Annotated in this window: 26 protein-coding genes; 13 read left to right on the top strand and 13 right to left on the bottom strand. The window is 59.1% G+C overall.

All coding sequences use genetic code 11. The features are described from left to right. Positions 1–18: 18 nt before the first annotated feature. The 4 genes from JDW18_RS17900 to JDW18_RS17885 all read right to left on the bottom strand — a co-directional run bounded on the left by JDW18_RS17900 (position 19) and on the right by JDW18_RS17885 (position 4,289). Positions 19–1,431 carry a nitric oxide reductase activation protein NorD gene (locus JDW18_RS17900; RefSeq protein WP_246610051.1) on the bottom strand — a complete coding sequence of 471 codons (1,413 nt, stop codon included), beginning with the start codon at positions 1,429–1,431 and terminating at the stop codon, positions 19–21. Positions 1,432–1,841: 410 nt separating this feature from the next. After that, complete coding sequence (locus JDW18_RS17895) at positions 1,842–2,684, bottom strand: CbbQ/NirQ/NorQ/GpvN family protein (RefSeq protein ID WP_218240874.1); 843 nt, start codon at positions 2,682–2,684, stop codon at positions 1,842–1,844. Positions 2,685–2,689: 5 nt separating this feature from the next. Next, the gene (locus JDW18_RS17890; RefSeq protein ID WP_218240871.1) at positions 2,690–3,172 is read right to left on the bottom strand and encodes an AmiS/UreI family transporter; all 483 of its coding nucleotides are present in this window, start codon (positions 3,170–3,172) and stop codon (positions 2,690–2,692) included. A 79-nt stretch (positions 3,173–3,251) separates the two neighbouring features. Then, positions 3,252–4,289: an aliphatic amidase gene (locus tag JDW18_RS17885; RefSeq protein WP_218240869.1), complete on the bottom strand. Its 1,038-nt coding sequence runs from the start codon at positions 4,287–4,289 to the stop codon at positions 3,252–3,254. Positions 4,290–4,936: 647 nt separating this feature from the next. On the opposite strand from JDW18_RS17885, the gene JDW18_RS17880 reads away from it, so the two are divergent. Continuing rightward, positions 4,937–5,578, top strand: coding sequence for a DUF2625 domain-containing protein (locus JDW18_RS17880; RefSeq protein WP_218240867.1), 642 nt, complete (start codon positions 4,937–4,939; stop codon positions 5,576–5,578). On the opposite strand, the gene JDW18_RS17875 is transcribed toward JDW18_RS17880, so the two are convergent. Then, on the bottom strand, positions 5,579–6,817 hold the full coding sequence (locus JDW18_RS17875) for a DUF711 family protein (protein ID WP_218240866.1): 1,239 nt from the start codon (positions 6,815–6,817) through the stop codon (positions 5,579–5,581). A gap of 286 nt (positions 6,818–7,103) precedes the next feature. Between JDW18_RS17875 and JDW18_RS17870 the strand changes: the two genes are divergently transcribed. From JDW18_RS17870 to JDW18_RS17860, 3 genes are all read left to right on the top strand, one after another. Beyond that, positions 7,104–7,250 carry a hypothetical protein gene (locus tag JDW18_RS17870; RefSeq protein ID WP_218240865.1) on the top strand — a complete coding sequence of 49 codons (147 nt, stop codon included), beginning with the start codon at positions 7,104–7,106 and terminating at the stop codon, positions 7,248–7,250. Positions 7,251–7,411: 161 nt separating this feature from the next. Beyond that, positions 7,412–7,882, top strand: coding sequence for a (2Fe-2S)-binding protein (locus JDW18_RS17865; RefSeq protein ID WP_218240863.1), 471 nt, complete (start codon positions 7,412–7,414; stop codon positions 7,880–7,882). Continuing rightward, positions 7,882–10,200, top strand: coding sequence for a xanthine dehydrogenase family protein molybdopterin-binding subunit (locus JDW18_RS17860; RefSeq protein ID WP_218240862.1), 2,319 nt, complete (start codon positions 7,882–7,884; stop codon positions 10,198–10,200). Before JDW18_RS17865 ends, JDW18_RS17860 begins: the two co-directional genes overlap by 1 nt. Positions 10,201–10,269: 69 nt before the next feature. Here JDW18_RS17860 and JDW18_RS17855 read toward each other — a convergent pair whose 3' ends face one another. Further along, positions 10,270–10,482: a hypothetical protein gene (locus JDW18_RS17855; RefSeq protein ID WP_218240861.1), complete on the bottom strand. Its 213-nt coding sequence runs from the start codon at positions 10,480–10,482 to the stop codon at positions 10,270–10,272. Positions 10,483–10,994: 512 nt separating this feature from the next. Between JDW18_RS17855 and JDW18_RS17850 the strand changes: the two genes are divergently transcribed. The 4 genes from JDW18_RS17850 (at position 10,995) to cutA (ending at position 14,024) form a co-directional block, all read left to right on the top strand. Beyond that, on the top strand, positions 10,995–11,525 hold the full coding sequence (locus JDW18_RS17850; protein WP_218240860.1) for a MarR family winged helix-turn-helix transcriptional regulator: 531 nt from the start codon (positions 10,995–10,997) through the stop codon (positions 11,523–11,525). Between the two features lie 66 nt (positions 11,526–11,591). Beyond that, positions 11,592–12,338 carry a class II aldolase/adducin family protein gene (locus JDW18_RS17845; protein WP_218240859.1) on the top strand — a complete coding sequence of 249 codons (747 nt, stop codon included), beginning with the start codon at positions 11,592–11,594 and terminating at the stop codon, positions 12,336–12,338. Position 12,339: 1 nt separating this feature from the next. Then, positions 12,340–13,344, top strand: a complete 1,005-nt coding sequence (locus JDW18_RS17840; RefSeq protein ID WP_218240858.1) for a 2-dehydropantoate 2-reductase — start codon at positions 12,340–12,342, stop codon at positions 13,342–13,344. Positions 13,345–13,676: 332 nt separating this feature from the next. Continuing rightward, positions 13,677–14,024 (top strand): divalent-cation tolerance protein CutA, encoded by a 348-nt coding sequence (gene cutA, locus JDW18_RS17835; protein ID WP_218240857.1) that lies wholly within the window; start codon positions 13,677–13,679, stop codon positions 14,022–14,024. Between the two features lie 116 nt (positions 14,025–14,140). Here cutA and ftsY read toward each other — a convergent pair whose 3' ends face one another. After that, entirely contained in the window at positions 14,141–15,304 is a 1,164-nt protein-coding gene (ftsY, locus tag JDW18_RS17830; RefSeq protein WP_218240856.1) for a signal recognition particle-docking protein FtsY, read from the bottom strand. A gap of 64 nt (positions 15,305–15,368) precedes the next feature. Here ftsY and JDW18_RS17825 point away from each other — a divergent pair, with 64 nt between their 5' ends. From JDW18_RS17825 to coaD, 4 genes are all read left to right on the top strand, one after another. Beyond that, positions 15,369–16,799: a M16 family metallopeptidase gene (locus tag JDW18_RS17825; protein ID WP_218243972.1), complete on the top strand. Its 1,431-nt coding sequence runs from the start codon at positions 15,369–15,371 to the stop codon at positions 16,797–16,799. Between the two features lie 17 nt (positions 16,800–16,816). Continuing rightward, positions 16,817–18,169, top strand: coding sequence for a M16 family metallopeptidase (locus JDW18_RS17820; RefSeq protein WP_218240854.1), 1,353 nt, complete (start codon positions 16,817–16,819; stop codon positions 18,167–18,169). Next, the gene (gene rsmD, locus JDW18_RS17815) at positions 18,166–18,870 is read left to right on the top strand and encodes a 16S rRNA (guanine(966)-N(2))-methyltransferase RsmD (RefSeq protein WP_218240852.1); all 705 of its coding nucleotides are present in this window, start codon (positions 18,166–18,168) and stop codon (positions 18,868–18,870) included. The genes JDW18_RS17820 and rsmD overlap by 4 nt, the downstream gene beginning before the upstream one ends. Positions 18,871–19,033: 163 nt before the next feature. Further along, a complete protein-coding gene (coaD, locus tag JDW18_RS17810) occupies positions 19,034–19,528 on the top strand; it encodes a pantetheine-phosphate adenylyltransferase (RefSeq protein WP_218240849.1) in 495 nt (164 codons plus the stop codon). Between the two features lie 7 nt (positions 19,529–19,535). On the opposite strand, the gene JDW18_RS17805 is transcribed toward coaD, so the two are convergent. The 5 genes from JDW18_RS17805 to JDW18_RS17785 form a co-directional block, all read right to left on the bottom strand. Next, complete coding sequence (locus JDW18_RS17805; protein ID WP_218240847.1) at positions 19,536–20,597, bottom strand: zinc-binding metallopeptidase family protein; 1,062 nt, start codon at positions 20,595–20,597, stop codon at positions 19,536–19,538. A 265-nt stretch (positions 20,598–20,862) separates the two neighbouring features. After that, entirely contained in the window at positions 20,863–21,183 is a 321-nt protein-coding gene (locus JDW18_RS17800) for a BON domain-containing protein (protein WP_218240846.1), read from the bottom strand. A gap of 73 nt (positions 21,184–21,256) precedes the next feature. Beyond that, positions 21,257–21,781: a hypothetical protein gene (locus tag JDW18_RS17795; RefSeq protein ID WP_218240844.1), complete on the bottom strand. Its 525-nt coding sequence runs from the start codon at positions 21,779–21,781 to the stop codon at positions 21,257–21,259. 173 nt (positions 21,782–21,954) lie between these two features. Continuing rightward, complete coding sequence (locus tag JDW18_RS17790) at positions 21,955–22,116, bottom strand: DUF1328 domain-containing protein (protein ID WP_218240842.1); 162 nt, start codon at positions 22,114–22,116, stop codon at positions 21,955–21,957. A gap of 178 nt (positions 22,117–22,294) precedes the next feature. Beyond that, positions 22,295–23,647 (bottom strand): sensor histidine kinase, encoded by a 1,353-nt coding sequence (locus tag JDW18_RS17785; RefSeq protein WP_218240839.1) that lies wholly within the window; start codon positions 23,645–23,647, stop codon positions 22,295–22,297. A 133-nt stretch (positions 23,648–23,780) separates the two neighbouring features. Here JDW18_RS17785 and JDW18_RS17780 point away from each other — a divergent pair, with 133 nt between their 5' ends. After that, the gene (locus JDW18_RS17780; RefSeq protein WP_218240837.1) at positions 23,781–24,413 is read left to right on the top strand and encodes a response regulator; all 633 of its coding nucleotides are present in this window, start codon (positions 23,781–23,783) and stop codon (positions 24,411–24,413) included. Between the two features lie 54 nt (positions 24,414–24,467). Here JDW18_RS17780 and JDW18_RS17775 read toward each other — a convergent pair whose 3' ends face one another. Continuing rightward, complete coding sequence (locus JDW18_RS17775) at positions 24,468–24,848, bottom strand: response regulator (RefSeq protein ID WP_218240835.1); 381 nt, start codon at positions 24,846–24,848, stop codon at positions 24,468–24,470. Positions 24,849–24,856 lie beyond the last annotated feature (8 nt).

Below are 24,856 nucleotides of genomic sequence, written 5' to 3'. Positions count from 1 at the left end.
AATTTTCTGTCCGACGTTTTAACGTCCTGCGGCTAAGCGAGCGCTCATATTCGTCAGCCTTGGTAGCAGTTGTCGGGTGTCGTCGGCGATACCGTAATCGCGCCAGCCAAAGATATGGCGGACATAGGTGTCGGCTTGTGCATCGACGGCCAAACAGCAAACGCGAATACCGGCTCGTTTGGCTTCCTGAACGGCGTGGCGCGCGTCTTCTATTAGATATTTTTTGTCGTGCACATCGACATCAGACGGTGCACCATCAGTCACAACGAGCAGCGTGCGCTGGCCTTCGGGTTCGCTACGCAGTAGACCGCTGGAGTGGCGTAAGGCCGCCCCCAGACGAGTGGAAAAACGTCCACGTAAAGCCTGGATCATGGCCGTGGTAGTGGTGGTGTGCGGCTGACCAAAATCAAGCAAGCGATAGTAGTTAATTTCGGCGCGGGTGTTGGATGAAAACGCATGAATGGCCAAGCGTCCAGTGTTACGCGTGTTGGATTGGGCCAGTATCTGAGCCGCTTGCTTTTCTAGATCCAGCAAGCATTGACCATGTGAGCTAATGTCGTTGACCGATTCGGAGATGTCGAGCAAAACCAGCATGCTAGTGGGTCGAGGGCCTTTGCCTGCGCGCATGAAAAGACGAGGGTCAGGTCTCAGATTCAGGCGCATATCGACCTGTACTTCAATAGCTGCGTTGAGGTCTACATCTTCACCTTCCCATTGCCGGCGCAGTCGGTTGCGGCGGTCAAGTTGGCGGGCGCTGGGTAGGGCCAAGTTTTCGAGACGAGTGCTGCTGGGAAGGCGCGAGTGATTGACTTCGCTTAGGCCTTGCCAGGCTGGATATTTCTCGATTACCGTGCACCAGTCTGGCTTCATATGCTCGCTTCGATGGTCCCATTCTGGGTAGTGGAAGCGGGCGATTTCAAAGTCTTCGGCCTGGGGGCGTTGAGGCTGCTCTGGGGATTCTTGCTCTCGACTTGATTGTGCCTGCTGCGGCCGCGCACTTGTCTGAGTTAGTAACAAAGCTTCATCGCTGTTGTCGTCGGATTCGGGATGCTCCCAGAGATAGCTGTTGTCATCGCGGTAGAGCGTGGGAGCCGCATAGTGCTGCGGATCCATGCGAACACGCATCTGGCCAAGGTCGTTGGCCAAGATGGAAGATATCGCACGGAAAGCGCTGTAATCTTCGAGACCGTGAGCTTGTATTGTCCTTTCAAAGAGCTCATGTGCCTTGTTGATCCAGTGATTGCCACTTTGGCTTGCTGGCAAGAGCAAGATGCGGTCGAGCCGTGCCATGAAGGCGAGAAAGCTCAGGTTTTTTGCATCAGGCTCTGCTGCGACTTGCTCGCTGAGCCAGTGGTAAGCGCCAGGGTAGTCGCGCAGCAGCAAGCGTTCGATTCGGGCATCTTCTATGGCCGAGACGACGGTCATGCCCATGGGCTTCAAGGCCTGGCTGGGTTGGCGAGTTGGTGAATATAGTAGGTGCGCGGCAGCGTGGGCAACCATTGCTGTGTGCTGATGTGTACGCTCAGTCTGGCTTAGGTCTGGTAGCTGCGGTAACAGCAGTCGGGCTGCACCGCCTGAAGTGGTGTCCGTCGGCGGCAACAAGATGGCCCGTAGCGCAGAGGCTGGTTTGACCGTCGCGCCATTAAAAGGCCCTCCGGCCGCTATTGGTGTGCTGGCCGTTTGCAATGGCTGGACTTGCACCCGAGTTAGTGCCAAGCCCGAGGCCAACATAGCCAATCGCTCGAAGGTGTGGGCGTCGTCTTTGTCGATCCAAGGGGAAGAGCCGATGTCACTGGAGTTAAGGGCGGTAGATGGGGGCATGGATTGTGCCTTTTAGCCTTTCAACTGCCGAACTGTGCTTGAACAAGTTTTTTCAGCGCATGTGTGGTGTCGGGGTCATCTGTCAAAGCCAGCGTGATCGTCATGTCGCAACTGGCCGCTGGCGTGACTCCGTCGCGCATGAGCAAGCCTGCATAGATGAGCATGCGGGTGGATGCCCCTTCGTCGAGGCCCCGGTTCTTGAGTTCGCGAGTGCTGTGCGCCAGCGCTACCAGTCGCTCGGCTTGGGCTCGCTCAATACCTGTTTCGTGCGAGACGATATCGGCTTCAGTAGCCGCATCAGGGTAGTCAAACTCCAGAGCGGCAAAGCGTTGGCGCGTGGAGGGCTTCATGTCTTTTGCGCTGCTTTGGTAGCCTGGGTTGTAGGAGACAACGAGCTGGAAATCAGGATGTGCGTGCACAACCTCACCTTTCTTGTCGAGAGGTAGTACGCGGCGTGCATCGGTCAATGGATGGATGACGACGGTAGTGTCCTGTCGTGCTTCTACAACTTCGTCCAGATAGCAAATGCCTCCATAACGCACTGCCATGGTCAAAGGTCCGTCGTGCCATGCGGTGCCATTGGCATCGAGCAGATAACGACCCACGAGATCCGAGGCTGTCATATCTTCGTTGCAGGCCAGTGTGATGAGCGGGCGTTTTAGCGCCCACGCCATACGCTCAACAAATCGGGTTTTTCCGCAACCTGTAGGGCCTTTAAGGATTAATGGCATGCGGTGCCGATAGGCCTGTTCGTAGAGCTCGATCTCATTGTGAGAGGGGCGGTAAAACGGCTCTTTGTTCAAGCGGTAATCAGCCAGAGGGTCGTTGTCTGCAGTGGCCTGCAGAGGAATATTTGCGTTCATTTTGTTCACCATTTCCCCATTAACATCATCAGGCCCGGCACCCAGCAAGTCGCAATACCGACCAGTACCGTATAGCCCGCAAGAAAGCGCAGTTGCTTACCTAGTCCAAGCGCCAGAAAAAAGAAGAACCACAGGCTTGCCCAAATCAACCACATGGTGATAACGCGGATGTCCCCGGCCGTCGATGCAAACGCTAGAGCACTGATTGCCACAAACAGGCAATACCAGCCAAGGCCAACGCCTTTGAGGCCCCACCACTGCACCACTGCCAAATACAGGTAGGTGAAAGCAAACAGCAGACCACCTGCAGCGCCAAAAAAGTCCGGATCGGCACCAGCGCGCAGAATGCCAATGGCGTTGATAAATAAAGCTAACAAGCCCACTAGTAGATTGAAGGGGGCGGAGTCACGAGCTTCTATGCGACCACTGAGGCCGACGCCGTTAACGATCAGCACGGCACCAATAAAAAACAATGCGATACCTAGCATGTTCTATCTCCAAGTAAAGAGTCGGAGGGCATGGCAGCCCGCAGGGCCGAGGGATGCCATGCCAGCAGGTATGAATGCTTTAGCGGTGCTTGGGTGCTTCGTGTGGAATGCCTTCAATTGGGCACTCTGGTGTACCCACGGTCGTTCGTGTGAATGACTCGACCATCTCGCGCGTGCCTTCGGGGTCGTTGACCCATTGCGAGTAGAAGCTGTAAGGGCAGGCGGCTACGCCTTTGTCGCCATCGCCGGAGTTGATGGTGCCTGTGTATCCGCGATGTACTAGTTTGAACAAGTGGTTCTGCGACTGGCCGTTCTTGCGTGCATCACGGATCAGTGATTTGGAGAGTTCGGCGTACTGGATGCCCATCTCCTCCTCGCCGGTCTCGCCCAGCGTGCGGCCATCGAAGCCAATAATGGCAGAGTGACCGAAGTAGGAATAAACACCATCGAAGCCGGCCGCATTGGCTACGGCGACATAAGTGTTGTTCATGAAGGCCATCGCCTTGGAAACCAGAATTTGCTGCTCTTTGGCTGGGTACATATAGCCTTGGCAGCGCACGATGAGTTCGGCCCCGCGCATGGCACAGTCACGCCAGATTTCTGGATAGTTACCATCGTCGCAGATGATCAGACTGATCTTCATGCCCTTGGGGCCTTCGCTTACATACGTGCAATCGCCCGGATACCAGCCTTCGATGGGCACCCAAGGCATGATCTTGCGGTACTTCTGCACAATCTCGCCTTGGTTATTCATGAGAATCAGAGTGTTGTATGGAGCCTTGTTGGGGTGCTCTTCGTGGCGCTCTCCGGTGAGCGAGAAGATGCCCCATACATTGGCTTTGCGACAGGCGTCCGCGAAGATTGCGGTTTCTTCGCCGGGGATAGCGGACGCAGTTTCGTACATCTCCTTGGAGTCGTACATGATTCCGTGCGTGGAGTATTCTGGAAAGATCACGAGGTCCATGCCTGGAAGGCCTTGTTTCATGCCGACCAGCATGTCGGCGATCTTGCGACAGTTGTCCAGCACTTCGGCCTTGGTATGCAGGCGTGGCATTTTGTAGTTGACTACCGCTACGCCTACGCAATCGTTGCTGCTGGAAATATCTCCGTGTCTCATGGCTGTACTCCTGGTTGACGAGGTAATGAGGTATGACTTACCGGCTGGCAGTTACAGCGCAAGGATTTCAGGGCAGCGTCGGCAAAGCTCCGCCAGCGGTCCAGATATCGGTCCGAAAACGGGAATGCGAAAAACGGACAACAAAAAAGCCCGAGCGACTCATGAATGAATCGGCTCGGGCTTTATTGCCGGACATCTGCGCTGGCAACTTTGGCAGCTGATGTCGAAAATCTGCGGTGAAATCTGCGCGGCGACTGCTCGCCGTGAGACATTTTTAAAACTATTGAGGCAACGGCTTCATAGAACATCTACGGGTTGCAGACAATGGGCTGTAGTGCTATTTGAGATGTGGCGTTTACATATGTTTGCGAGGACTATTCGCTGATTTCTGCAGCTGACTTCGGAAAATACAAAACTGAGTGAGAAAAATTCCGGAAAGTACAAAACTCAGTGAGAAGTGGGTACAAAACTAGCCTCTTCACGCAGCGCTAAGCCGTTGATTTTTTGTGGAGGCGAGTACAAGACTCAGTGAGAATCGACAGTAATTGCTGCACTGCAACGTATTTTTACAGGGACTGACAGTTGCTGCCAAGGAGATGCTTTCTGATGGCATAGCATTTGACGCACCTCAACTCGGAAAGTTCATCATGCGCAGTTTGCAGGAGCTGATTTCTATGGATGACCCCGCCATGCCCCTGGTCAGGCAATGGATTGAGGAGGCCGAGCGTCCCGCCGAGCTGTTGCCAGCCTCTGACCAAGCCGATGAGGTGTTGCTGAGCCTGCAGGTGACCACACGCTCGCCCATGGGGGCGATTGCGCATGAGACGGGCGGCATTTTGATTGACCACGGCTGGCTGCGCATTCTGGGCTCGGGTCATGAGCGGCTGCCGCGCAATCTGCGCGACTGGAATCAGGGGCGGGCGCAGGGCTTTTTGCTGGTGGCCGATGACGCGCTGGGCGGCTTCTTTGCCATCAATGGTGGAGCGCTGGGCGAAGACATGGGCAATATTTACTACTTGGACCCCGAGTCGCTGCAGTGGACGCCGCTGCAGTGCGGCTACTCCGACTTTGTGCAGTGGGCGCTGAGTGATCGCATCACCGATTTCTATGAATATATGCGCTGGGCCAGCTGGCAGCAGGATGTGCAGGCGCTGGCGCCAGATCAGGGCTTTGGTTTTTACCCATTTCTGTGGACGCAGGAAGGCAGCGTGGAAACCAGCGACCGCAGGCCGCTGCCCATGAGTGAGATTTACGCCTTCAATATCGAGCAGCAGGCGCTGCTGGGTTGATCAAGGCAGGGCCAGCACGGCGCAGTTGCACAGGTCTGCGCTTACAAAGGCGGTGATATCGCCAGCTTTCAGGCCCGGCACGGGGAACAGGCGCACGGTCAGCGGCTTTTTCAGGCGGAAGGCCATGGTGCCGGTGTCGCGCATGACGGCGGCAATCTGGCTGGCGCTGGCGTCGCCCGGCACGGGCACGGTATCCAGGCCAATGCCGCAGACGCTGCTGTAGGTGAGCAGGGCGCGAATGTCGAACTGGCCGTCTTGCGTGGCCTGGGCCAGACCGGAATCTTCGGTGACAGCCAGCATCAGGCCGCTGAAGCCGATCTGGGGCATGTGCTGCACGGATTTGAAAACGCGCGTGAGCAGGGCCGATGCTTCCACCGTGCCGGAAGCGCCGAAAAACGGCACGCCAAGCAGCTGATAGACCTGCACCATGGAGGCGCAGGACTTGGAGGGTGCTGCCGAGGTATCCATGCCGATGACACGCCAGCCCGCATCTAGCGCCGTGGCGGCCACGCAATCGCTGATGCGCTGAACATGGGTGTTCAGCGCATCGCCCAGGGCCTGTGCGGCACGGGCCATCCAAGCGGGGTGGGGTAAGGACTGTCGTTCGGGCTGCAGCGCTTGCAGCACGTTAACCAGCAGGTCTGGCGTTTCCAGACCCAGCACCAGGCAGTTGTCCAGATCGCCCCGGTGGTAGCCCGCAGGGAAGTAGGGAATGCCGCTGGCACAGTTGAAGTTGACGGTGAAGTTGAAATTGCCTTCGCCACGCGGTGTGCACAGGGCGATTTGCTGCACGGCCTGCACGCTGGCCTGCAGCAACTCGTCTTCCAGGTAGCCATTGGCATCCAGTTCCACATTCACGCAGGCATTGCACAGGTCGCCATAGCTGGCGATCAGCGCGGGCAGCAGCGCAACTTCAGCGCGGCTGCGGGCCTCGCCAATCGCAAAGCGGATGCGGCGTGCGCCGGTATTCAGCGCTGTCAGCAGGGCGGTAATGCGCTCCAGCCCCTGCTGGGCGCTTTCGGCGCTGCGGGTGTCCAGATATTCGCCAAAGGGGTTGCTGACCAGGCGAATGGACTGCACGGCGTAGCCCGCCTCTTGCTCCAGCGCGTCGGCCAGGCGGTCGCACTGGCGTTTGGCCTGCGCCAATGTCTGCTGCCATTGGCCCGAGTCTTTGGGCAGCTGAATAAAGGCAGTAACGGTGCGAACGCGAACCAGAGGATGCAAAACGGTAGAGGGCATGGCGTGGGATGAAAAATTGCTGCCTATCGTAAGTGAGCTATTGCGAATGCGAAGCCTTGGTAAGGCGTAAATCTGGCATGTAGATGTTGCTATTGTTTGAATAGCTGCTTACGTAATCTGCCTGTGTGCAAGCGCCCTAAAACACCAAGATTTACATATGAAGCTTGCTGGGGGGAGTTTGCGCCCCTAGACTGCGGCTCTTTTTTTGATTTTTAAAGGCTTGCAATGTTGAAAATTCTGGGCGCTTCGGCCATTGCCTTGTTGTTGTCGGGCTGCTACGTCATGCATGGTCACGGCGGTTATGGCGGCCACGGTGGTGGTGGCTATTACGGCGGGCATGGTCACGGTCATGGGCACGGTCATGGTGGTCATGGCCACCGGGGAGGCCACCGCGGCCATCGTTGATGGTCTGGTGGCCTTGGGTCACGATTGAATTACTATTGATTTGAGAGCTGCTAGCGCTTTATCCATAAGCGATGGCAGCTTTTTTTGTGCCAAATTTAAGGGTTGGCCCGCAATGCGTCTCCTTGGGTTGCAAGATGCTGCTGGGAGTTTGTATGCTCAAGCACCCGCCACGAATCAAGGAAACCCCACATGACGATGAATCTGAAGATCAACGGCCAGCCAAGAACGGCCGATGCGGCGCAGGAAACGCCTTTGCTATGGGTGTTGCGCGATGAACTCGGCATGTGCGGCACCAAGTTTGGTTGCGGCATGGCTTTGTGCGGTGCCTGCACCGTGCATATGGATGGCCAGCCCATTCGCTCCTGCACCACGCCCATATCGGCCCTGGAGGGCAAGGCCATCACCACCATTGAAGGCATGGAAAACGACCGCGTAGGCAAGGCCGTGCAGGCTGCCTGGGTGGAACTGGGCGTGGCCCAGTGCGGCTACTGTCAGGCCGGGCAGATCATGACGGCGGTGGGCTTGCTCAAGACTACGCCCAAGCCATCGGACAAGCAGATTGACGAAGCCATGAGCGGCAATATCTGCCGCTGCGGCACCTATCCGCGCATTCATGCGGCGGTGAAGCTGGCATCCCAGCGTTTGCAAGGAGCCAAGTGATGCAAAGCACTATCCTTTCCCCGGAGCAATCTCCTGAAATCTCGCGCCGTGGCCTGCTGCAAGGCAGTGTGGCAATGGTCTTCACGCTGGGCGTGAGCAGCAGCGGTCTGGTCTTTGCCCAGGACGCAGCCAAAGAGCCCAAAAAATACGGTGCAGATTCCATGCCCGGCGGCACGGTAGACAACCCGCTGGTCTTTGTCAGCATTGCGCCCACCGGGCAGGTCACCATCGTGGCCCACCGCGCAGAGATGGGCACTGGCGTGCGCACCAGCCTGCCCATGATCGTGGCCGATGAGATGGAAGCTCGCTGGGACCGCGTGACGATTACACAGGCCGTGGCTGACGAAGCCAGGTACGGCAACCAGAACGTGGACGGCTCGCGCAGCGTGCGCCACTTTCTGATGCCCATGCGCCGCGTAGGCGCTGCTGCGCGCCAGATGCTGGAAGCTGCGGCTGCTGCGCGCTGGGGCGTGCCTGTGGAGCAGGTCAAGGCTGTGCAGCATGAGGTGATTCACACCGCCAGCGGCAAGCGCCTGGGCTTTGGCGAACTGGCAGCCGATGCGGCCAAGCAGTCCGTGCCCAAGGGCGACCAGTTGCGCCTGAAGAAAAAAGCGGACTTCCGTTATATCGGCAAAGGCAAGACGCCTGCGGTGGACCTGGCTGCCATTGGCCAGGGCAAGGCCGTCTATGGCATGGACCAGCATATGCCCGGCATGGTCTATGCCGTGGTGGCGCGTCCGGCGGTGCTGGGCGCCAAGCTGCGCAGCTTCAAGGGCGATAAAGCCCAGCAGGTGGCGGGCGTGAAAAAAGTGCTGGAAATCCCTGGCTACAAAGGCGCGCCAGCCTTTCAGCCACTGGGCGGCGTGGCCGTGGTGGCCAGCAATACCTGGGCGGCCATGCAGGGCCGTCAGGCGCTGGAGCTGGACTGGGACGAAGGCCCACACGCCAGCTATGACTCGGTGGAATACCGCAAGCTGCTGGAAAAAGCCGCCAGCAGCCCCGGCAAGGTGATGCGCAAAAACGGCGATGTGGACGCTGCGATGAAAGCGGCGGGTGACAAGACCGTGATTGCCGCCGATTACTACGTGCCGCACCTGGCCCATGCGTCTATGGAGCCACCTGTTGCCACGGCGCTGGTGGCGGCAGACAAGAGCCGCTGCGATATCTGGACCTCGGTGCAAGACCCCGAGACCTGCAAAAAGCTGGTGGCAGGCTTTCTGGGCATGAAGCCCGAGCAGGTCACGGTGAATGTGCTGCTGCTGGGGGGCGCGTTTGGCCGCAAGTCCAAGCCCGACTTTGCGGTGGAAGCTGCATTGATCGCCCAGTCCATGCCCGGCACGCCTGTGAAGGTGGTGTGGACGCGGGATGACGATATTCAGCACGACTTCTATCACGCCGTAGCCGCCGACCGGCTGGAGGCTGTGCTGGATGCCAAGGGCATGCCTGCCACTTGGTTGCACCGCTCTGCAGCGCCCACGATTGCCTCGCTGTTTCAGGAAGGTGCCAAGGGCCAGAGCGGCATGGAAATGGGCATGGGTGCTATCAACATGCCCTACCAGATTCCCAATGTGCGCATTGAAACGGCCGAGGTTGAGGCCCACACCCGCATTGGCTGGTTCCGCTCGGTCTACAACATTCCCCACGCGTTTGCGGCCCAGTGCTTTATTGCGGAACTGGCCCACCACGCGGGCAAAGACCACCGGCAGTACGCGCTGGATTTGATTGGACCGGCACGCCAGCTCAACCCTGAAAAGGATTTGAGCGACGGCTGGAACTACAGCGAATCCCCCACGGTGTACCCGTATGACACAGGGCGTTTGCGCGCCGTGATCGAGGCGGCGACCAAGGGCGCCCGATGGGGCCGCAAACTGCCCAAAGGCCATGGTCTGGGGCTGGCTTTCTGCTATAGCTTTATGAGCTATTCCGCCGTGGTGGTGGAAGTCGCTGTGGACGCCAAGGGCGAGGTCAAAGTGATTGCCGCCGATACCGCGCTGGACTGCGGCCCGCAGATCAACCCCGAGCGCATTCGTGCGCAGATGGAAGGCGGCGTCATCATGGGCCTGAGCCTGGCCATGAGCAGCGAGATCAGCTTTGAAAAAGGTCGCGTCAAGCAAAGCAACTTCCATGACTACGAAGTGCTGCGCCATGCCCAGCAACCGGGCGTCATCCGTACCCATCTGGTGGGTGACAGCCTGGAAGTGCCGCCCGGCGGCGTGGGCGAGCCACCGTTGCCAGCCGTGGCCCCGGCGCTGGCCAATGCGATTTTTGCGGCCACCGGCAAGCGGGTGAGGGCACTGCCGATTCGGCAGGTCAGTTGATTCAGCGCTGAATGCAAAAAGCCCGCTGTGCATGCAGCGGGCTTTTTTGTGGGCGCTGTGGCGAAGGTCTTAACCCTGCAGCGCAGCCTTGATGGTTTTCACGCCATCGGCGTTGTCCCAGACGCCTTCTTCCAGCGCGTCATGAATGGTCTTGTCCAGAGCCGTGCTGAGCTGCTCGCGCACTTGTGCGGCATTGGGGCTGGCATCGATCACGATGCGCAAGGCGGTGCTCAAGGCAGTGATCTGGGCGGTGAGGTTGACGACAGTGGTGTTGGAGCTCATGTGCATTCCTTTGCAAAGTGACTTGAAGGCGGCATCGACGCCATGGAGCGCAGGCCATTGTCGGGTGCGGGGCAGGGTGGGGATGTCAGCGGTGAACGGCTAGGGTCTGTTGACATTTGATCGGGGTCGCGAAGGATTCTGGCCACCAGCCAATCTAGGCACGTGACGCCGTGCGGGTAGGGACCCGATGTCCCCTCATAACGGGAGCGTAACAACGAGTGGCTGGCGGCCAGAGTCCTTCCCTTCAGGCTGTGGCGATAGGAGGCCGTCTGCCTTGTTGCCGTCCCTTGCAAGGCCTGAGCCTTGCTTCGGCCCTGCGCCTAGCATCCAGCCTCCTATCGCCGCAACGCGGTCCCCGCTCGAAAATCAACAGTCCCTACAGTGTCCCTCGGGTTGATACCGATGTTGATGTGTCAACAATAGGCAAAGATTCGTTGCATTGATAAACAGGTGAACCAGTTGGGCCATGCAGTCCGCTGATCTCCTCCGAATCGCCCTTTGTTCTGAGCCCCATGAAACCCTCTGTGCCAACACCGCCCGCCGATGAATCGGTGTGCAGCCAGACCCTGCCGCTGGACGAGTTTCTGACCTTCAAACTGGTGGCGCTGGCCAATGCGCTGCAGACGCAGGTCACGCGGCACTATGTGGCGCCCGTCACAGCGGTGGGCCTGACGGAATGGCGGCTGATGGGCTTGCTGCAGCAGCATGGCGAAACCCATGCGGGGGCGCTGGCACGCATCAGCCTGATGGACAAGGCCCAGATCAGCCGCAGCCTGCAGCCGCTGATAGACCGGGGCTGGGTGCTGCGCCGGGCCGACCCGCTGCATGCACGCCGCCATTTGTTGAGCCTGAGTGAGGAGGGGCACAGCAACTTTGACCGCGTGCTGCAGCAGGCCCGGCCGTTTCAGGCGGCGCTGCTCAATGCGCTGACGCAGCAGGAGCGCCAGGCGCTGGCCGCCATCATGACCAAGCTGACCCAGGCTGCCGAAGCCATTGATGCGCAGGCGCCGCAGCTGCGCAAGGCTGCATTTCCGACGAATTAGCCCTCTAGCCAAGATGCAACAAGCGCTGAATGCTCATTTTTTGATAGAAAAACGGAGACCTCACTGATGCACCCCGACGAAATTGCTGCCCGCCGCGAGCTGGCAGCCTGCTACCGCATCTTTGCCATGCTGGGCTGGGATGAGCTGATCTACAACCACATCACTGTGCGCCTGCCGGACAGCGTGACGGGCGGGGAAAAGCAGTTCCTCATCAATCCCTTTGGCCTGCATTACGAAGAAGTCACGGCAGCCAATCTGGTGCGCATCAATGTGCGTGGCGAGAAAGTGGGCGATTCGCCCCATCCGGTGAACCCCGCCGGTTTTGTGGTGCACGCTGCCATTCACGATGGGCTGGAGGGCGCGCACTGCGTAATGCACACCCACACCACGGCGGGCATGGGCGTGGCCTGTCTGGAGGGCGGGCTGAGCCAAAGCAATTTCTATAGCGCCCAACTGCACGGCATGGTGGCCTATCACGACTTTGAAGGCATCACCATTCATGCCGATGAAGGGCCGCGCCTGCTGCAAAGCATTGGCAGCCGCAAGGCCGTAATTTTGCGCAACCATGGCCTGCTGAGCTGGGGCAGCAGCCTGCCCCAGGCCTTTGCCGTGCTGTGGACGCTGCAACGCGCCTGCGATGTGCAACTGGCCACCCTTTCCATGGGTGCGCCGCGCATGATTGATGAGGCCACGGCTGCACGCTGCAACACTGATTCCCTGACCTTCAACGACGACCATGGCGGCCCCCGCGATGTGTTTGACCATCTGGTGCGGCGCGTAAACCGCATCGACAGCAGCTATCTGGATTTGTGAAATGACTCTGAAAAAAGCATGTATCTACGGCGCAGGCGCCATTGGCGGCTGGCTGGGCGTGGCGCTGGCCAAGGCCGGTTGCGAGCTGAGCGCGGTTGCGCGTGGCCAGACGCTGGCCACGCTGCAGAAAAACGGGCTGACGCTGGTGCATGGCGACGAGCGTGAAACCGTGGCCATCAATGCACAGCAAGACCCGGCAGCGCTGGGCGTGCAGGATGTGGTGGTGATCGCAGTCAAAGCCCCGGCCATGCCCGACGTGGCCCGCCAGATTGCGCCGCTGATTGGCCCGGAGACTCTGGTGCTGACGGCCATGAATGGCGTGCCCTGGTGGTTTCTGGCCGGTGGCGTAGATGCCAGCCTGCGCGGCCTGCAGCTCAAGACCGTGGACCCACAGGGCGATATTGCCCGCGCCATTCCCACCGCGCAGGTCATTGGCTCGGTGGTGCATGCCAGTTGCTCGCTGGATGCGCCTGGCGTGGTGCGCCGCCACTTTGGCAACAGCATCATCGTGGGCGAGCCCATGGCCCTGCCTGGCGATGCTGGCACAGCGCGGCTGCTGGCGCTGGCTGATTTGCTGCGCACTGGCGGGCTGGAGGTCAAACCCTCCGCCAACATCCAGCGCGACGTCTGGTACAAGCTCTGGGGCAATATGACCATGAACCCCGTCAGTGCCATCACGGGGGCCACCACGGACAAAATTCTGGGCGACGAGCTGGTGCGCAACTTCATCACCGCAGTGATGCTGGAGGCCAAGGAAATCGGCGCCCGCATTGGCCTGCCGATTGCCGACAGCCCGCAGGACAGGCATCAGGTCACGCTCAAGCTGGGCAGCTTCAAGACTTCCATGCTGCAGGATGTGGAAGCGGGCAAGCCCGTGGAGCTGGACGCCCTGGTGGGCGCGGTGCGCGAGATGGGTGCTATGTGCGGCATTGCCACGCCATATACCGACGCGCTGCTGGGCCTGAGCCGGCTGCGGGCGCAGCAACTGGGCCTGTATCCGGCGTAAAAACCTGATCCGGGCGTGCGCCTGCTTTACAAAGCCACAGGCGCGACTGGCCTAGGGTCTGTTGAGATTTAGGCGAGGATCGCGTTGCAGCGACAGGAGGCTGGATGCTAGGCGCATGGCCGAAGCAATGCTCAAGCCTTGCGAGGGCATGCAACAACGCAGACGGCCTCCTGTCGCTGCAACCCGAAGGGAAGGAATCTGGCCGCCCGCCACTCGTCGTTGCGCTTCTTGTGCGGGTGGGCACCCGCACGGCGTCACGCGCCTAGATTGGCAGGTGGCCAGAATCCTTCGCGACCTTGCTCAATTCTCAACAGACCCTAGACTGTGCCGCCATGACGTCCAAAAACATTCCTCCGGAAAGCCAATGGGCCACGCTTTGCGTGGTGACCACCACCGTGGCCGATGCGGCGCAGGCCGATGATCTGGCCCGCTCTCTGGTAGCGGCCAAGGTGGCGGCCTGCGTGCAAAGCGAAAGCATTACCTCCTATTACGAATGGGATGGCGTGCTGCAGGCCACGCCTGAGTGGCGGCTGGTCTGCAAGACCTTGCCCGATGCCTTGCCGCGCCTGACGGAGCTGCTGCGCAAGCAGCACGGCTATAAGGTGCCGCAGATCACCATGCGCACCGAGCGCTGTCTGGGCGATTACGCCCAGTGGCTCAAGCAGCAAGTGCATGCCTGAGCATTGGGTTTAAATAAAAAAGGAGCGCCTTGCGCGCTCCTTGATTGGGTTTTATGGCTGTTTTAGCTTGATTTCAAGAGTTATCAAGCGCTGGCAGCTATTGAATCGATAGTGCTTCAGGACAGCAGCGCCTGGGCAAATTCCTTGGCGCTGAAGGTTTCCAGATCTTCAATCTTCTCGCCCACACCGATGAAGTACACGGGAATGGGGCGCTCCTGCGCAATCGCGGCCAGCACGCCGCCCTTGGCCGTGCCGTCCAGCTTGGTCACGATCAGGCCGGTCAGCTGCAGCGCATCATCAAAAGCGCGTACCTGGGCCAGTGCGTTCTGGCCGGTATTGCCGTCAATGACCAGCAGCACCTCGTGCGGCGCCGTGCCATCGGCCTTGTTGACCACGCGCTTGATCTTCTTCAACTCTTCCATCAGGTGCAGCTGGGTGGGCAGACGACCAGCGGTATCCACCAGCACCACATCTTTTTTGCGGGCCTTGCCTGCGCTGACCGCATCAAAGCTCACAGCCGCAGGGTCGCCCCCTTCCTGGCTGACGATTTCCACCGTATTGCGGTTGGCCCATACGCCCAGTTGCTCCCGCGCAGCAGCGCGGAAGGTGTCGGCAGCGGCCAGCAGCACGGTTTGATCGCTTTCGGCCAGGTGCTTGGTCAGCTTGCCAATCGACGTGGTCTTGCCCGCGCCGTTGACGCCCGCCACCATGATGACGGTGGGCGTGTGCTCGCCAATCGTCAGCGGCTTTTCCAGCGGTTTGAGCAGATCAGCCAGCGCATCGGCCAGCAGCGCCTTGACGGCGGCAGGCTCGGTGGTCTTGGTTTCTTTGACGCGGCGCTTGAGGTCATCGAGCAGGTGCTGGGTGGCCTTGACGCCGGTATCTGCCATCAGCAGGGCTTCTTCCAGCTCCTCGTACAGCGCGTCATTGATCTGCGTGCCGGTAAAGACGGTGGCAATGCTGGAGCCGGTCTTGCGCAGCCCGGTCTTGAGGCGCTCCATCCAGCTTTGGCGGGCATTTTCGGCCTGCGGCTTTGCGGTGGGCTCGGGCGCTGCTACAAAATCCTGAGTGACTGGCTCGCTTTCGGTATGCTTGGCAGCCGAAGCGCCCCCAAAAGGCTTGAGCCACCAGGAGCTGCCGCCACTTTCGGCGGGCGCGGTGGGCGTATCCTGTGGAGCTGGCTTGGGCTGAGCAGCAGCAGGTTCCGCAGCTGTCTCTGCTGCGGGCGTGGTGTCCACCACATCGGGTGGATTGGGCTTTTTCTTGAAAAAACTGAACATTGGCGGGTTTTTAGAATCGCATCATTCTATGAAACATGTACGCGCACTCCCTGTACTGGGCTTAATGGCCTGTTTGAGCGCTGGGGCAGCCTTGGCTGCACCGGGCGCATCGTCTCAACCTGTGCCTGCCGCAGTTGCACAAGCTGCGCCGGCCGTGCAGCAGTTCACACTGAAGAACGGCATGCAGCTGATTGTGCAGCCAGACCGGCGCGCGCCCACGGCGGTGCATATGGTCTGGGTACGTGTGGGCTCCATGGACGAAATCAATGGCGTCACCGGCGTGGCTCATGCGCTGGAACACATGATGTTCAAAGGCAGCAAGACCGTCAAACCCGGCGACTTCTCGCGCCGCGTGGCCGCACTGGGCGGGCAGGAAAACGCTTTCACCTGGCGTGACTACACCGGCTACTACCAGCAGATTCCGTCCAGCCGTCTGGAAGATGTGATGAAGCTGGAGTCTGACCGCTTTGCCAACAACCAGTGGCCCGATTCCGAATTCAAAAAGGAAATCGAGGTCATCAAGGAAGAGCGCCGCATGCGCACCGAAGACCAGCCCCGTGCTGTGCTGATGGAGCAACTGATGGCAGCGACCTATATGGCCTCGCCCTATCACCACCCCGTGGTGGGCTGGATGAGTGATCTCGACTCCATGAAGCCTGACGATGTGCGCAACTTCCACAAGCGCTGGTATGTGCCAGCCAATGCGGCCGTGGTCGTGGTGGGCGATGTGAACGTGGCACAGGTGCGAGCCTGGGCCGAAAAATACTACGGCAGCGTGCCCGCCCGGGCGGTGCCTGATCGCAAGCCCCAGATCGAGCCCAAACAGATCGGCGTGCGCCGCATCGAGGTCAAGCAGCCCGCAGAGCAGGCTTTTATCGCCATGGCCTACCGCGTGCCTACCTTGAACCATGTGGAAAAGCTGCAGGCCGACGACAAGGATGCGCTGGCGCTGCTGGTGCTGTCTGCCGTGCTGGATGGCTATGACGGCGCACGTCTGGAGCGTGCACTGGTGCAGGGCGAAGGCCAGACCAATGGCCGCGTGGCCGACAGTGCAGGCAGCTCGGCCTCCATCATGGGCCGTGGCCCCAGCCTGTTCATGCTGACGGGTGTGCCGGCCAAGGGCAAGACGGTTGCCGATGTGGAAGCCGCCCTGCGTGCCCAGATTCAGAAAGTCGCCCAGGAAGGCGTGCAGGCCGACGAGCTGGAGCGCGTGAAGACGCAGTGGATGGCATCGAACGTCTATGAGCGCGATTCCGTCATGGGCCAGGCGCAGAACCTGGGCAATTACTGGATTCAGGAGATGCCGCTGGACGCGGAAGACAAGCTGCTGGCCGAGCTGAAAAAAGTCACCTCGGACGACGTCAAGGCCGTGGCCGCCAAGTATTTTGGCGATGACCAGCTCACGGTGGGCACGCTGGTGCCACAGCCTTTGCCAGAGGGCAGCAAGGCTCGCCCCATGTCCGGTAAGGCAGATACCGGTACTTCCATGCATTAAGCGCAGCGGAGAAAACAATGCAAACTATGAAAAAGATAGCTGCTGGCGCTTTTGTAGCAAGCGCTGGGTTGGGATTTTTAACGCAATCAGCCTGGGCCTTGCTGCCCATTGAGCACTGGACTCAGCCCAGCGGCGCGCAGGTCTGGCTGGTGCAAAGCCCCGGCATCCCCATGGTGGATGTGCAACTGGACTTTGACGCAGGCAGCCGCCGCGACCCTGAGGGCAAGGCCGGGCTGGGCGCCGCCGTCGCCATGATGGCTTCCAAGGGCATCAAGGCTGCGGGTGATACTCCGGCACTCGACGAAAACGGTCTGGGCCAGGCCTGGGCCGATCTGGGTGCCAGCTTCGGCGCCAATGCGGGCCGTGACAGCTTTACCTATGGCCTGCGCTCGCTCACTCAGCCTGATCTGCTGCAAAAAGCCGTGGCGCTGGCTGCGCGTCAGCTGGCTACCCCCAGCTGGCCAGATGCCGTCTGGCAGCGCGACCGTGAGCGCTGGAGCGCATCGATCAAGGAAGCCGACACCCGCCCAGGCACCGTGGCCTCCAAGGCTTTCCGCAAAGATGTCTATGGCAGCTCGCCCTACGGCTATCAGACCACGGGCGACAGCCTGGCCAAAATCGATATCTCGGCCATGCAGGACTTTCACCGCAAGCTGATTGCGGCCTGCCGCGCCAAGGTCAGCGTGGTGGGCGCCGTCAGCCGCGAGCAGGCCGATGCCATGGTCAAGCAACTGCTGGGCCCGCTGCAGGCCGCCAATGGCAACGATTGCGCACCGTTGCCCGAAGTGGCCAAGGTGCAGGATTTGAAGGAAGCCAAGGTTGAGAGCATTCCGTTCGAGTCCGCCCAGGCGCAGGTCATCATTGGCCAGCCCGGTATTGCCCGCAACAGCCCTGATTTTCTGGCCGTGATGCTGGGCAACCATATTCTGGGTGGCGGTGGCTTTACCTCGCGCCTGATGGAAGAAGTGCGCGAAAAGCGCGGCCTGACCTACGGTGTCTCCAGCGACTTCTCGCCGGGTCTTGACCGTGGCGCTTTTGTGATCGGCCTGCAGACCCGGCCCGATCAGGCGGCAGAGGCTTTGAAGGTCTCTCAGGAAGTGCTGCGAAAATTCATCGCCGAAGGCCCAACCGAGAAAGAACTCAAGGCGGCCAAGGACAACCTGATTGGCGGCTTTGCGCTGCGAATCGACAGCAACCGCAAGCTGCTGGGCAATGTGGCCAACATCGCCTGGAACGGCTTGCCACTCGACTATCTGGAGCACTGGACCGAACGCGTTCAGGCTCTGACCACCAAGGACGTGAAGGACGCCATGCAGCGCATGGTGCAGCCTGAGCGCATGGTGACTGTGACTTTGGGAGCGAAACAATGAGCCGCAGTGCTATCAAGCTGCACACCCCGGCAGGCCGCAAGGCGCTGGACAAAATGATTCAGGAGGGCGAGCGCAAGGCGCATGAGCTGGCCGCCACCATGCCTGCCCGCCCCGGTGCCAAAGCGGCGGTTGTGGCCAAAACGGCGCCAGCAGGCTCGGGCGAGATTCGCATCATCGGCGGCCAGTGGCGCCGCACCCGTCTGGCTGTGGCGCAAAAGCCCGGCCTGCGCCCCACGCCTGATCGCGTGCGCGAAACCCTGTTCAACTGGCTGGGTCAGGACCTGACCAACTGGAAGGTGCTGGACGCGTTTGCTGGCACGGGCGCTCTGGGGCTGGAGGCCGCATCGCGTGGCGCTGCAAGCGTCATCATGAACGAGCAGGATGCCGCCCTGGTGCAGCAGCTGCAGCGCCTGCAGCAAAAGCTGGACGCCAGAATGCTCAAGGTGCAGCGCGGTGATGCGCTCAGCTGCCTGAAGACGGTGACCGCGCAGGATCTGGTGCTGCTGGACCCTCCGTTTGATCTGCTGGAAGTGTTCGAGCCTGCTTTGAAGGCCGCCATGGGTGCGGTGGCTGACGGTGGCTATATCTATCTGGAAGCGCCCGAAGCCTGGAGCGAGGAGCGCCTGGCCGAGATGGGGCTTGAGCTGCACCGCTACCTGAAGGCTGGAGCCGTGCACGCCCACCTGCTGCGCAAACAGTAATCTGATTGCTATTGATAAAAGAGCTGCCAGCGCTTATTCATAAAGCGCTGGCAGCTCTTTTTCATGGAAATTTCATCTTCGTAAAGGGCAAATGCATAATGCCTTTTCTTGATGCGCTGCAGCAGCGCTGTCCACTACAAAGACCCGCAGGAGAGAGATAGTCATGAGTCAGGATCTGATTGCCGTGTACCCCGGAACTTTCGACCCCATCACGATGGGTCATGAGGATGTGGTGCGCCGGGCTTCGCAGCTGTTTGGCAAGGTGATCGTGGCGGTGGCTGCCGGGCACCACAAGAAGACACTGTTCACGCTGGATGAGCGCATCGCCATGGTGCGCGAGGCTTGCTCCAAATATCCGCAGGTGCAGGTGGAGAGCTTTGACGGGCTGCTGGCCCACTTTGTGCTGGCCCGCGGCGCCAAGGCCATGGTGCGCGGCTTGCGTGCGGTGACGGACTTCGATTACGAATTTCAGCTCGCGGGCATGAACCGCACGCTGATGCCCGAGGTGGAAACCGTCTTCCTCACCCCCAGTGACCGCTACCAGTTCATCAGTTCCACCTTTGTGCGCGAGATCGCCTCGCTCAATGGCGATGTGGAAAAGTTTGTTTCCCCGGCAGTGCACAGCCGTCTGCTGGCCAAGGTGGGCCGCAGCAGTTGAGCCTGGTTTAAGGGGCAGGGGTTTTGGAGCGCCTGTCCTGTATGAGCTCATGCACAAAGCGCAGCTTGTTCCAGGCTGCGGCTGAAATGGCAAACGGATAGGCATCCTCATGCCCCAGGCTGCGGTTCAGGCTGTTGTGCAGCAGGGTCAGCGGCACCCATTGCTGCTGCATCAGGGCAAAGTCCACAGGCTGCTGCCCCAGCGGGTTGCAAATCTGCTGTGGCCCCATGCCATCGGTATCGGGCACGGTGATGCGGGTGCTGTAGCTGGCGGCGGTCTCCATCAGGTCCACCATGTGCAGATAGTGGGCCCAGGTCTCAGCCCAGTCCTCCCAGGCATGAGAGTTGGCATAGGCGCTGATGAAGCTCTGGCGCCATGTGGTGTCAAAAGGGTCTTTGTCGTAATGGCTTCTCAGGGCATGGGCATAGTCCTGGCCTTCATAGCCAAAAAGCGCTCTGAACGGCTCCAGCCAAGCGCTGTTTGCTATCAATTGATCCCAGTAAAAGTGGCCTGACTCATGGCGCAGGTGACCTATCAGCGTGCGATAGGGCTCATGCAGCGCCAGGCGCCGCTTGGCGCGCTCATCGTCATCGGCTTCCACCACATTGAGGGTAATCATGCCGCTGGCGTGGCCCGTCATGACGGGGGCGGCCCCCGGAATATCCGCCAGCAGAGAAAAGCGTGGCTGGGCCGCCTGCGGTGCTTCCGGGCCCTGCAAGCCCAGTTTGGCCAGTGTGTAGTAAAGCCTGCGTTTGGCAATCTCGATTTTGGCCCAGCGCAATTGATTGGCAGGGTCGCTGTCATCGGGCAGCCACTCTGTCTGGCGGCAGGAAACGCAGAGCGAGTGCGGGTCGGAAGCCTCGATGGCAAAGTTGCACAGGCTGATGTCGTGCCGGTGCCCGCAGGGGCGATAGCGGTAAACACGCCCCGTGGCGGATGGGTCTGTGTCTGGAAGAATGCCCACCCGCAACTGGTCGGGTAAGAATGCCTGAGCAGCGCCGCAATGCACGCACTGCAGGCTTTCAAAGTAAATCAGGTGGCCACAGGCTTCACAGTTGAACACTTGCATGGCGGCACTTTATCGGTGATGGCTGCAATAGTGGTGACAAAAAAGCCAGCGCGAAGCTGGCCTCTTAGACCCGCTAACACAACGTTTGATACGTCGTTGCTTCGTCGGGGGCGCCTAGCCTTGTCGTACTTTTGTACTGCCTGCGGCTTCGCCTGCGCGGCCCGGCGCCTCGTCTCAACCGTAAACCTTCGGTTTGCTGGGTAGTGTTAGCGGCTCTTGGTGAGTGGGGGAGGGCACTGCTCGTGCAGCCTGCCTCATGCCAGCATCAGGGCTTGACCACAATGCTGTTGCGCACTTCGCTCACGTTCTTCGTGGTGCGGGCGATTTCTGCAGCGCGGGCTTTTTCCGATTCTGACTTGGCAAAACCCGACAGCTGGACCACCCCCTTGAGTGTTTCCACGCTGATGGCCGTTGCCGAAACGCTCTTGTCTTCAGCCATCTTGGCTTTGACCGATGCCGTGATGGCAGAGTCATCGACATAGGAGCCAACGCTTTGTTGATCGCGGGCGACGGAGCACCCGGTTGCCGCCAGGATGGTGGTTGCGGAAACAGCTGCAAAAGCAATGGCTCGGATGAACTTGGACATCAGAAGTCTCCTTCAGAGAAAGTTGAAATCAAATGGCATGCAGGCAATGCCTGCCCGCACGCCATGAGCTTGCTTATTTCTTGCGCGAGCGGCCCAGGAAGAAGGCCGTTGCCAGTGCAGCGCCAGTAGCGGCTGCGATCAGCACAGAGCGGCCAGGCTGTTCGGACACATAGCGTGTCGTGGCATCTGCTGTGGCCTGAAACTGGCGGCGTGCACGATAGGTGCTGTCGGCCCAGAAGTCGATGCTGCGCTCGGCCAGATCCTGTGCACGGTTGGCAATGTTGTCGATGAACATGCTGTCATCTTCATCGCCGGCATAACGCATGTGGCGGCCTGACTCATCAATCGCTTCGGATGCGGTGCGACGTGCATTGCGGCTGCCTTGCTTGACGGAGTCGGCAACATCTTCAGCGGCGTCCTTGACCGTGTCGGCCAGCTTGTGCGCCGATCCCTTGGCGGAGTCGAAGGCGTTTTCCGCAATGTCTGCAGCCTTGTGGGCAGCGTTTTTGGCAGTGTCGGCGACATCTGCGGCTGCGTTTTTCACATCGCTCTTGATCTGCTCTACAGCAGCACTGGTATTTTTGTCTTGTTGGCTCATTGGCTATGCACTCCCTGAAAGCACGCTGTCGCACTAGGCGACAGCAGTGATGAATGGAACAGCTTCTGTAAGAAACCTCAGAAGTCAGATGATGGCGAATCTCATTCGATTGCGCAATGCATGACAGCAAGGGTCAGGGTTACTGACTGTGCTGATTCTGAACGGGTTCAGAGCTACTTTTTAATCAGGCTCATCACAAATGTGATCACGGCAAACACGATGAACACAAAGAACAGGATCTTCGCGATACCCATGGCTCCTGAAGCAATGCCACCGAAGCCAAAGACGGCGGCGATCAGTGCAATGACCAAAAAGACAATGGCGTAGTGCAGCATGGCGCTCTCCTTCTCAGCAATTGAACAGACACCACATCAGCAATGTGCTGTGTGGTACTGCTCCTGAATTTAGAGAAGCTGCAAAGCCCGGGGTGACAGTGGGTGGCTTTGCAATGCCGTTTTGTTGTCTGAGAGCTTTGTAGGAGAGTTTTCCAGTACAGCGGCGGAGTGACGTTTCTTACCAGGCTGTTGCAGTTGCCAGGGGAATGACTGCGGAGATTGTTGTGCCTTTGTTGGGTTCAGATGCCACAGTCAATCGACCCCCCGCCGCTTCTACGCGATGCTTCATGCCTGCCAGTCCATGGGAGTTGGGGCGCATGCTGGCAAGTTCAAACCCTTGGCCATCATCTTGAATCTGCACTGCCACATATGTGGGGTAGTTGTGCACCGTCACAATGACATGCCCGGCCTTGGCATATTTGCCGATATTGGTCAGAGACTCCTGCACCACGCGGTAGACCGTGAGCTGTGTCGATTCCGGCAGGTCCACCTGCTCAAGATTGGATTCCACATCAATGCCGCTGCGCTCTCCGAACTCGCGGGTCAGAATTTCCAGCGCAGTGGTCAGGCCCAGGTTGGACAGGGAAGATGGGCGCAGGTCTTCAATAATGCGCCGCTTCAGGGCAATGCCGCTGTTGAGCGTTGCAACCAGATGGGTGATGCGTTCGGCAATCTCCGGGGCGGAGGTGTCGATCTTGGATTTGAGGCGGGCCACATCCAGCTTGGCAGCAGTAAGCAAAGACCCCAGCTCATCGTGCAGCTCGCGTGCCAGGTGGGCACGCTCATCCTCTCGCACTTGCTGCAAGTGTGTAGCCAGTTCAGTCAGGGTTGCCGTGCGGTCGCGGACCACTTCTTCCAGGCGGTTGCGTTCCTCGCGCTGAATTTCCTGCTCGCGCTGGTGCGACTGCTGCAGAGCGCTGGCCTGGCGCAAATACATGAAAAAGCCGAGGATACCCAGCGCTGTCACAGTGGCGATGCCAATGCGCGACAAGCTCAGGGTCTGCTCAATATCCGAAAGATTGGAGCGGGCCTGCTGGTCAATGTTCTCCAGCAGCGTCTTGCTGTAATTGCGGATGGCATCCATGTTCTCCATGCCTGCATCGGTGAACATGACAAAGCGCCAAGCCTCATTGTTGCCCTGCTTGTAGAGCCTGAGGCTCAGGTCCATCTCATTCATCTTGCGCTCGACCTGTCTGGCCAGTGGTGTGAATGTGAGCAGCGCAGCAGGGTCCATGATGAAGATGCGCCGCAGCTCATCCATGGTGCCGTTGATGGCCTCTGAGGCGGTGTTGTAAGGCGTCAGATAACGCTCTTCACCGGTCAGCAGATACCCGCGCAAACCGGTTTCGGCATCCAGCATCTGCTGCATCAGCGCATTGATTTTTGCGCGATTGCTTTGGGGTTTTGTCAGTACGTCGAGGGCCTGGATAGAACGTGTGTAGCCAGCCTCGTTGATACTGACCATCAGCACAGCCGCAATGATTGCAATCGTAAGACTGACGGCAATTTTGCGTATATTCGTCCAGCGCATCTACATCCCCTCACCTACAAAGAAATTACCTGCTATTCTGCATAATGATTCTGTCAATGACCGACATCATATAGTTCGGGGCATGGAAATAGCGCTTGGGAGATGGGCGCAGATTCTTGAAAACGAGGTGTGCATGATAAAAGTAGGAATCGTGGATGACCACGCAATTGTGCGTTCGGGGCTGCGTCAGTTCCTTTCCGAACATGTGGATTTGCGGGTTGTCGGTGAGGCAGGCAATGGTAGAGAGGCCATTGATCTGGTTCGAGAACAGGAAATTGATGTTCTGCTGATGGACCTGTCCATGCCTGGCCAAAGCGGTATCGATGCGCTGGCCATGCTCAGAGCCAAAGCCCCGGATATGGGCATCCTGATTCTCAGTGGTTACCCTGAGGAGCACTATGCAATCAACTTGATTCGCCAGGGTGCCAGCGGATACCTGAATAAGGAATGCGATCCTCAGGAAATCGCGGAAGCCATTCGTACCGTGGCTCTGGGTCGTCGTTATCTGACACCCGCCGTTGCAGACTTGCTGGCGCAGCAACTCAATCGCAAGGATGATGTTCCTGCGCACGAGCAACTGTCCGAGCGCGAGTTTCAAGTGTTTCTCAAACTGGCCCGTGGCGAAACCGCAGGTGATATTGCCAAGTCTCTGTCGCTGAGTGTCAAGACGGTGAGCACTTACCGCACCCGGCTGATGGAGAAGATGGGTCTGTCTTCTAACAGCGATCTGACTTACTACGCACTGAAAAATCGATTGATCGACTAAATTGCAAATAAAAAAGGCTTGGAATTCCAAGCCTTTTTTGTGGCAACGCTGATTTCAAACCTTGCTGGTATTGAGATCGATGCAGAAATCGATCAGTGCATCAATTTCATTCGATTTATCAAAAATAGCATCTGCCTTCAATTGCTGGCAGCGCTCGCGTACATCATTGGTGGCGTAATTGCTCAGAACCAGCAGCTTCTGGTTGGATGAGCGCGACTGCAGTGCATTCACAACGCCCAGGCCGCTGCCCTGGCGTAAAAAGAGATCGACCACCACCAGGTCCCAGGCTTGCGAATTCTGAGTCAGCCAGTGTGTTGCTTCGGCTTCGGTCTCGGCAATGCCCACGGGTTCGACATCGGCGAGCTCAGCCAGCGTGGCAATGAGATTCTCCCGAATCGTGGGGTTGTCTTCAACAAAGTAGGTACGCAGCTTCACGGCAGTTC

The organism is Comamonas fluminis (assembly GCF_019186805.1).
Lineage (GTDB): Bacteria > Pseudomonadota > Gammaproteobacteria > Burkholderiales > Burkholderiaceae_C > Comamonas > Comamonas fluminis.
The sequence above is the reverse complement of the archived record's forward strand: the minus strand, read 5'-3'. Positions and strand labels throughout refer to the sequence as shown.

Excerpts from the sequence above, each read along its gene's own strand:
- JDW18_RS17900 (WP_246610051.1), bottom strand. The coding sequence starts at position 1,431 with ATGGGCATGACCGTCGTCTCGGCCATAGAAGATGCCCGAATCGAACGC.
- JDW18_RS17895 (WP_218240874.1), bottom strand. The coding sequence starts at position 2,684 with ATGAACGCAAATATTCCTCTGCAGGCCACTGCAGACAACGACCCTCTG.
- JDW18_RS17890 (WP_218240871.1), bottom strand. The coding sequence starts at position 3,172 with ATGCTAGGTATCGCATTGTTTTTTATTGGTGCCGTGCTGATCGTTAAC.
- JDW18_RS17885 (WP_218240869.1), bottom strand. The coding sequence starts at position 4,289 with ATGAGACACGGAGATATTTCCAGCAGCAACGATTGCGTAGGCGTAGCG.
- JDW18_RS17880 (WP_218240867.1), top strand. The coding sequence starts at position 4,937 with ATGCGCAGTTTGCAGGAGCTGATTTCTATGGATGACCCCGCCATGCCC.
- JDW18_RS17875 (WP_218240866.1), bottom strand. The coding sequence starts at position 6,817 with ATGCCCTCTACCGTTTTGCATCCTCTGGTTCGCGTTCGCACCGTTACT.
- JDW18_RS17870 (WP_218240865.1), top strand. The coding sequence starts at position 7,104 with ATGGTCACGGCGGTTATGGCGGCCACGGTGGTGGTGGCTATTACGGCG.
- JDW18_RS17865 (WP_218240863.1), top strand. The coding sequence starts at position 7,412 with ATGACGATGAATCTGAAGATCAACGGCCAGCCAAGAACGGCCGATGCG.
- JDW18_RS17860 (WP_218240862.1), top strand. The coding sequence starts at position 7,882 with ATGCAAAGCACTATCCTTTCCCCGGAGCAATCTCCTGAAATCTCGCGC.
- JDW18_RS17855 (WP_218240861.1), bottom strand. The coding sequence starts at position 10,482 with ATGAGCTCCAACACCACTGTCGTCAACCTCACCGCCCAGATCACTGCC.
- JDW18_RS17850 (WP_218240860.1), top strand. The coding sequence starts at position 10,995 with ATGAAACCCTCTGTGCCAACACCGCCCGCCGATGAATCGGTGTGCAGC.
- JDW18_RS17845 (WP_218240859.1), top strand. The coding sequence starts at position 11,592 with ATGCACCCCGACGAAATTGCTGCCCGCCGCGAGCTGGCAGCCTGCTAC.
- JDW18_RS17840 (WP_218240858.1), top strand. The coding sequence starts at position 12,340 with ATGACTCTGAAAAAAGCATGTATCTACGGCGCAGGCGCCATTGGCGGC.
- cutA (WP_218240857.1), top strand. The coding sequence starts at position 13,677 with ATGACGTCCAAAAACATTCCTCCGGAAAGCCAATGGGCCACGCTTTGC.
- ftsY (WP_218240856.1), bottom strand. The coding sequence starts at position 15,304 with ATGTTCAGTTTTTTCAAGAAAAAGCCCAATCCACCCGATGTGGTGGAC.
- JDW18_RS17825 (WP_218243972.1), top strand. The coding sequence starts at position 15,369 with ATGGCCTGTTTGAGCGCTGGGGCAGCCTTGGCTGCACCGGGCGCATCG.
- JDW18_RS17820 (WP_218240854.1), top strand. The coding sequence starts at position 16,817 with ATGCAAACTATGAAAAAGATAGCTGCTGGCGCTTTTGTAGCAAGCGCT.
- rsmD (WP_218240852.1), top strand. The coding sequence starts at position 18,166 with ATGAGCCGCAGTGCTATCAAGCTGCACACCCCGGCAGGCCGCAAGGCG.
- coaD (WP_218240849.1), top strand. The coding sequence starts at position 19,034 with ATGAGTCAGGATCTGATTGCCGTGTACCCCGGAACTTTCGACCCCATC.
- JDW18_RS17805 (WP_218240847.1), bottom strand. The coding sequence starts at position 20,597 with ATGCAAGTGTTCAACTGTGAAGCCTGTGGCCACCTGATTTACTTTGAA.
- JDW18_RS17800 (WP_218240846.1), bottom strand. The coding sequence starts at position 21,183 with ATGTCCAAGTTCATCCGAGCCATTGCTTTTGCAGCTGTTTCCGCAACC.
- JDW18_RS17795 (WP_218240844.1), bottom strand. The coding sequence starts at position 21,781 with ATGAGCCAACAAGACAAAAATACCAGTGCTGCTGTAGAGCAGATCAAG.
- JDW18_RS17790 (WP_218240842.1), bottom strand. The coding sequence starts at position 22,116 with ATGCTGCACTACGCCATTGTCTTTTTGGTCATTGCACTGATCGCCGCC.
- JDW18_RS17785 (WP_218240839.1), bottom strand. The coding sequence starts at position 23,647 with ATGCGCTGGACGAATATACGCAAAATTGCCGTCAGTCTTACGATTGCA.
- JDW18_RS17780 (WP_218240837.1), top strand. The coding sequence starts at position 23,781 with ATGATAAAAGTAGGAATCGTGGATGACCACGCAATTGTGCGTTCGGGG.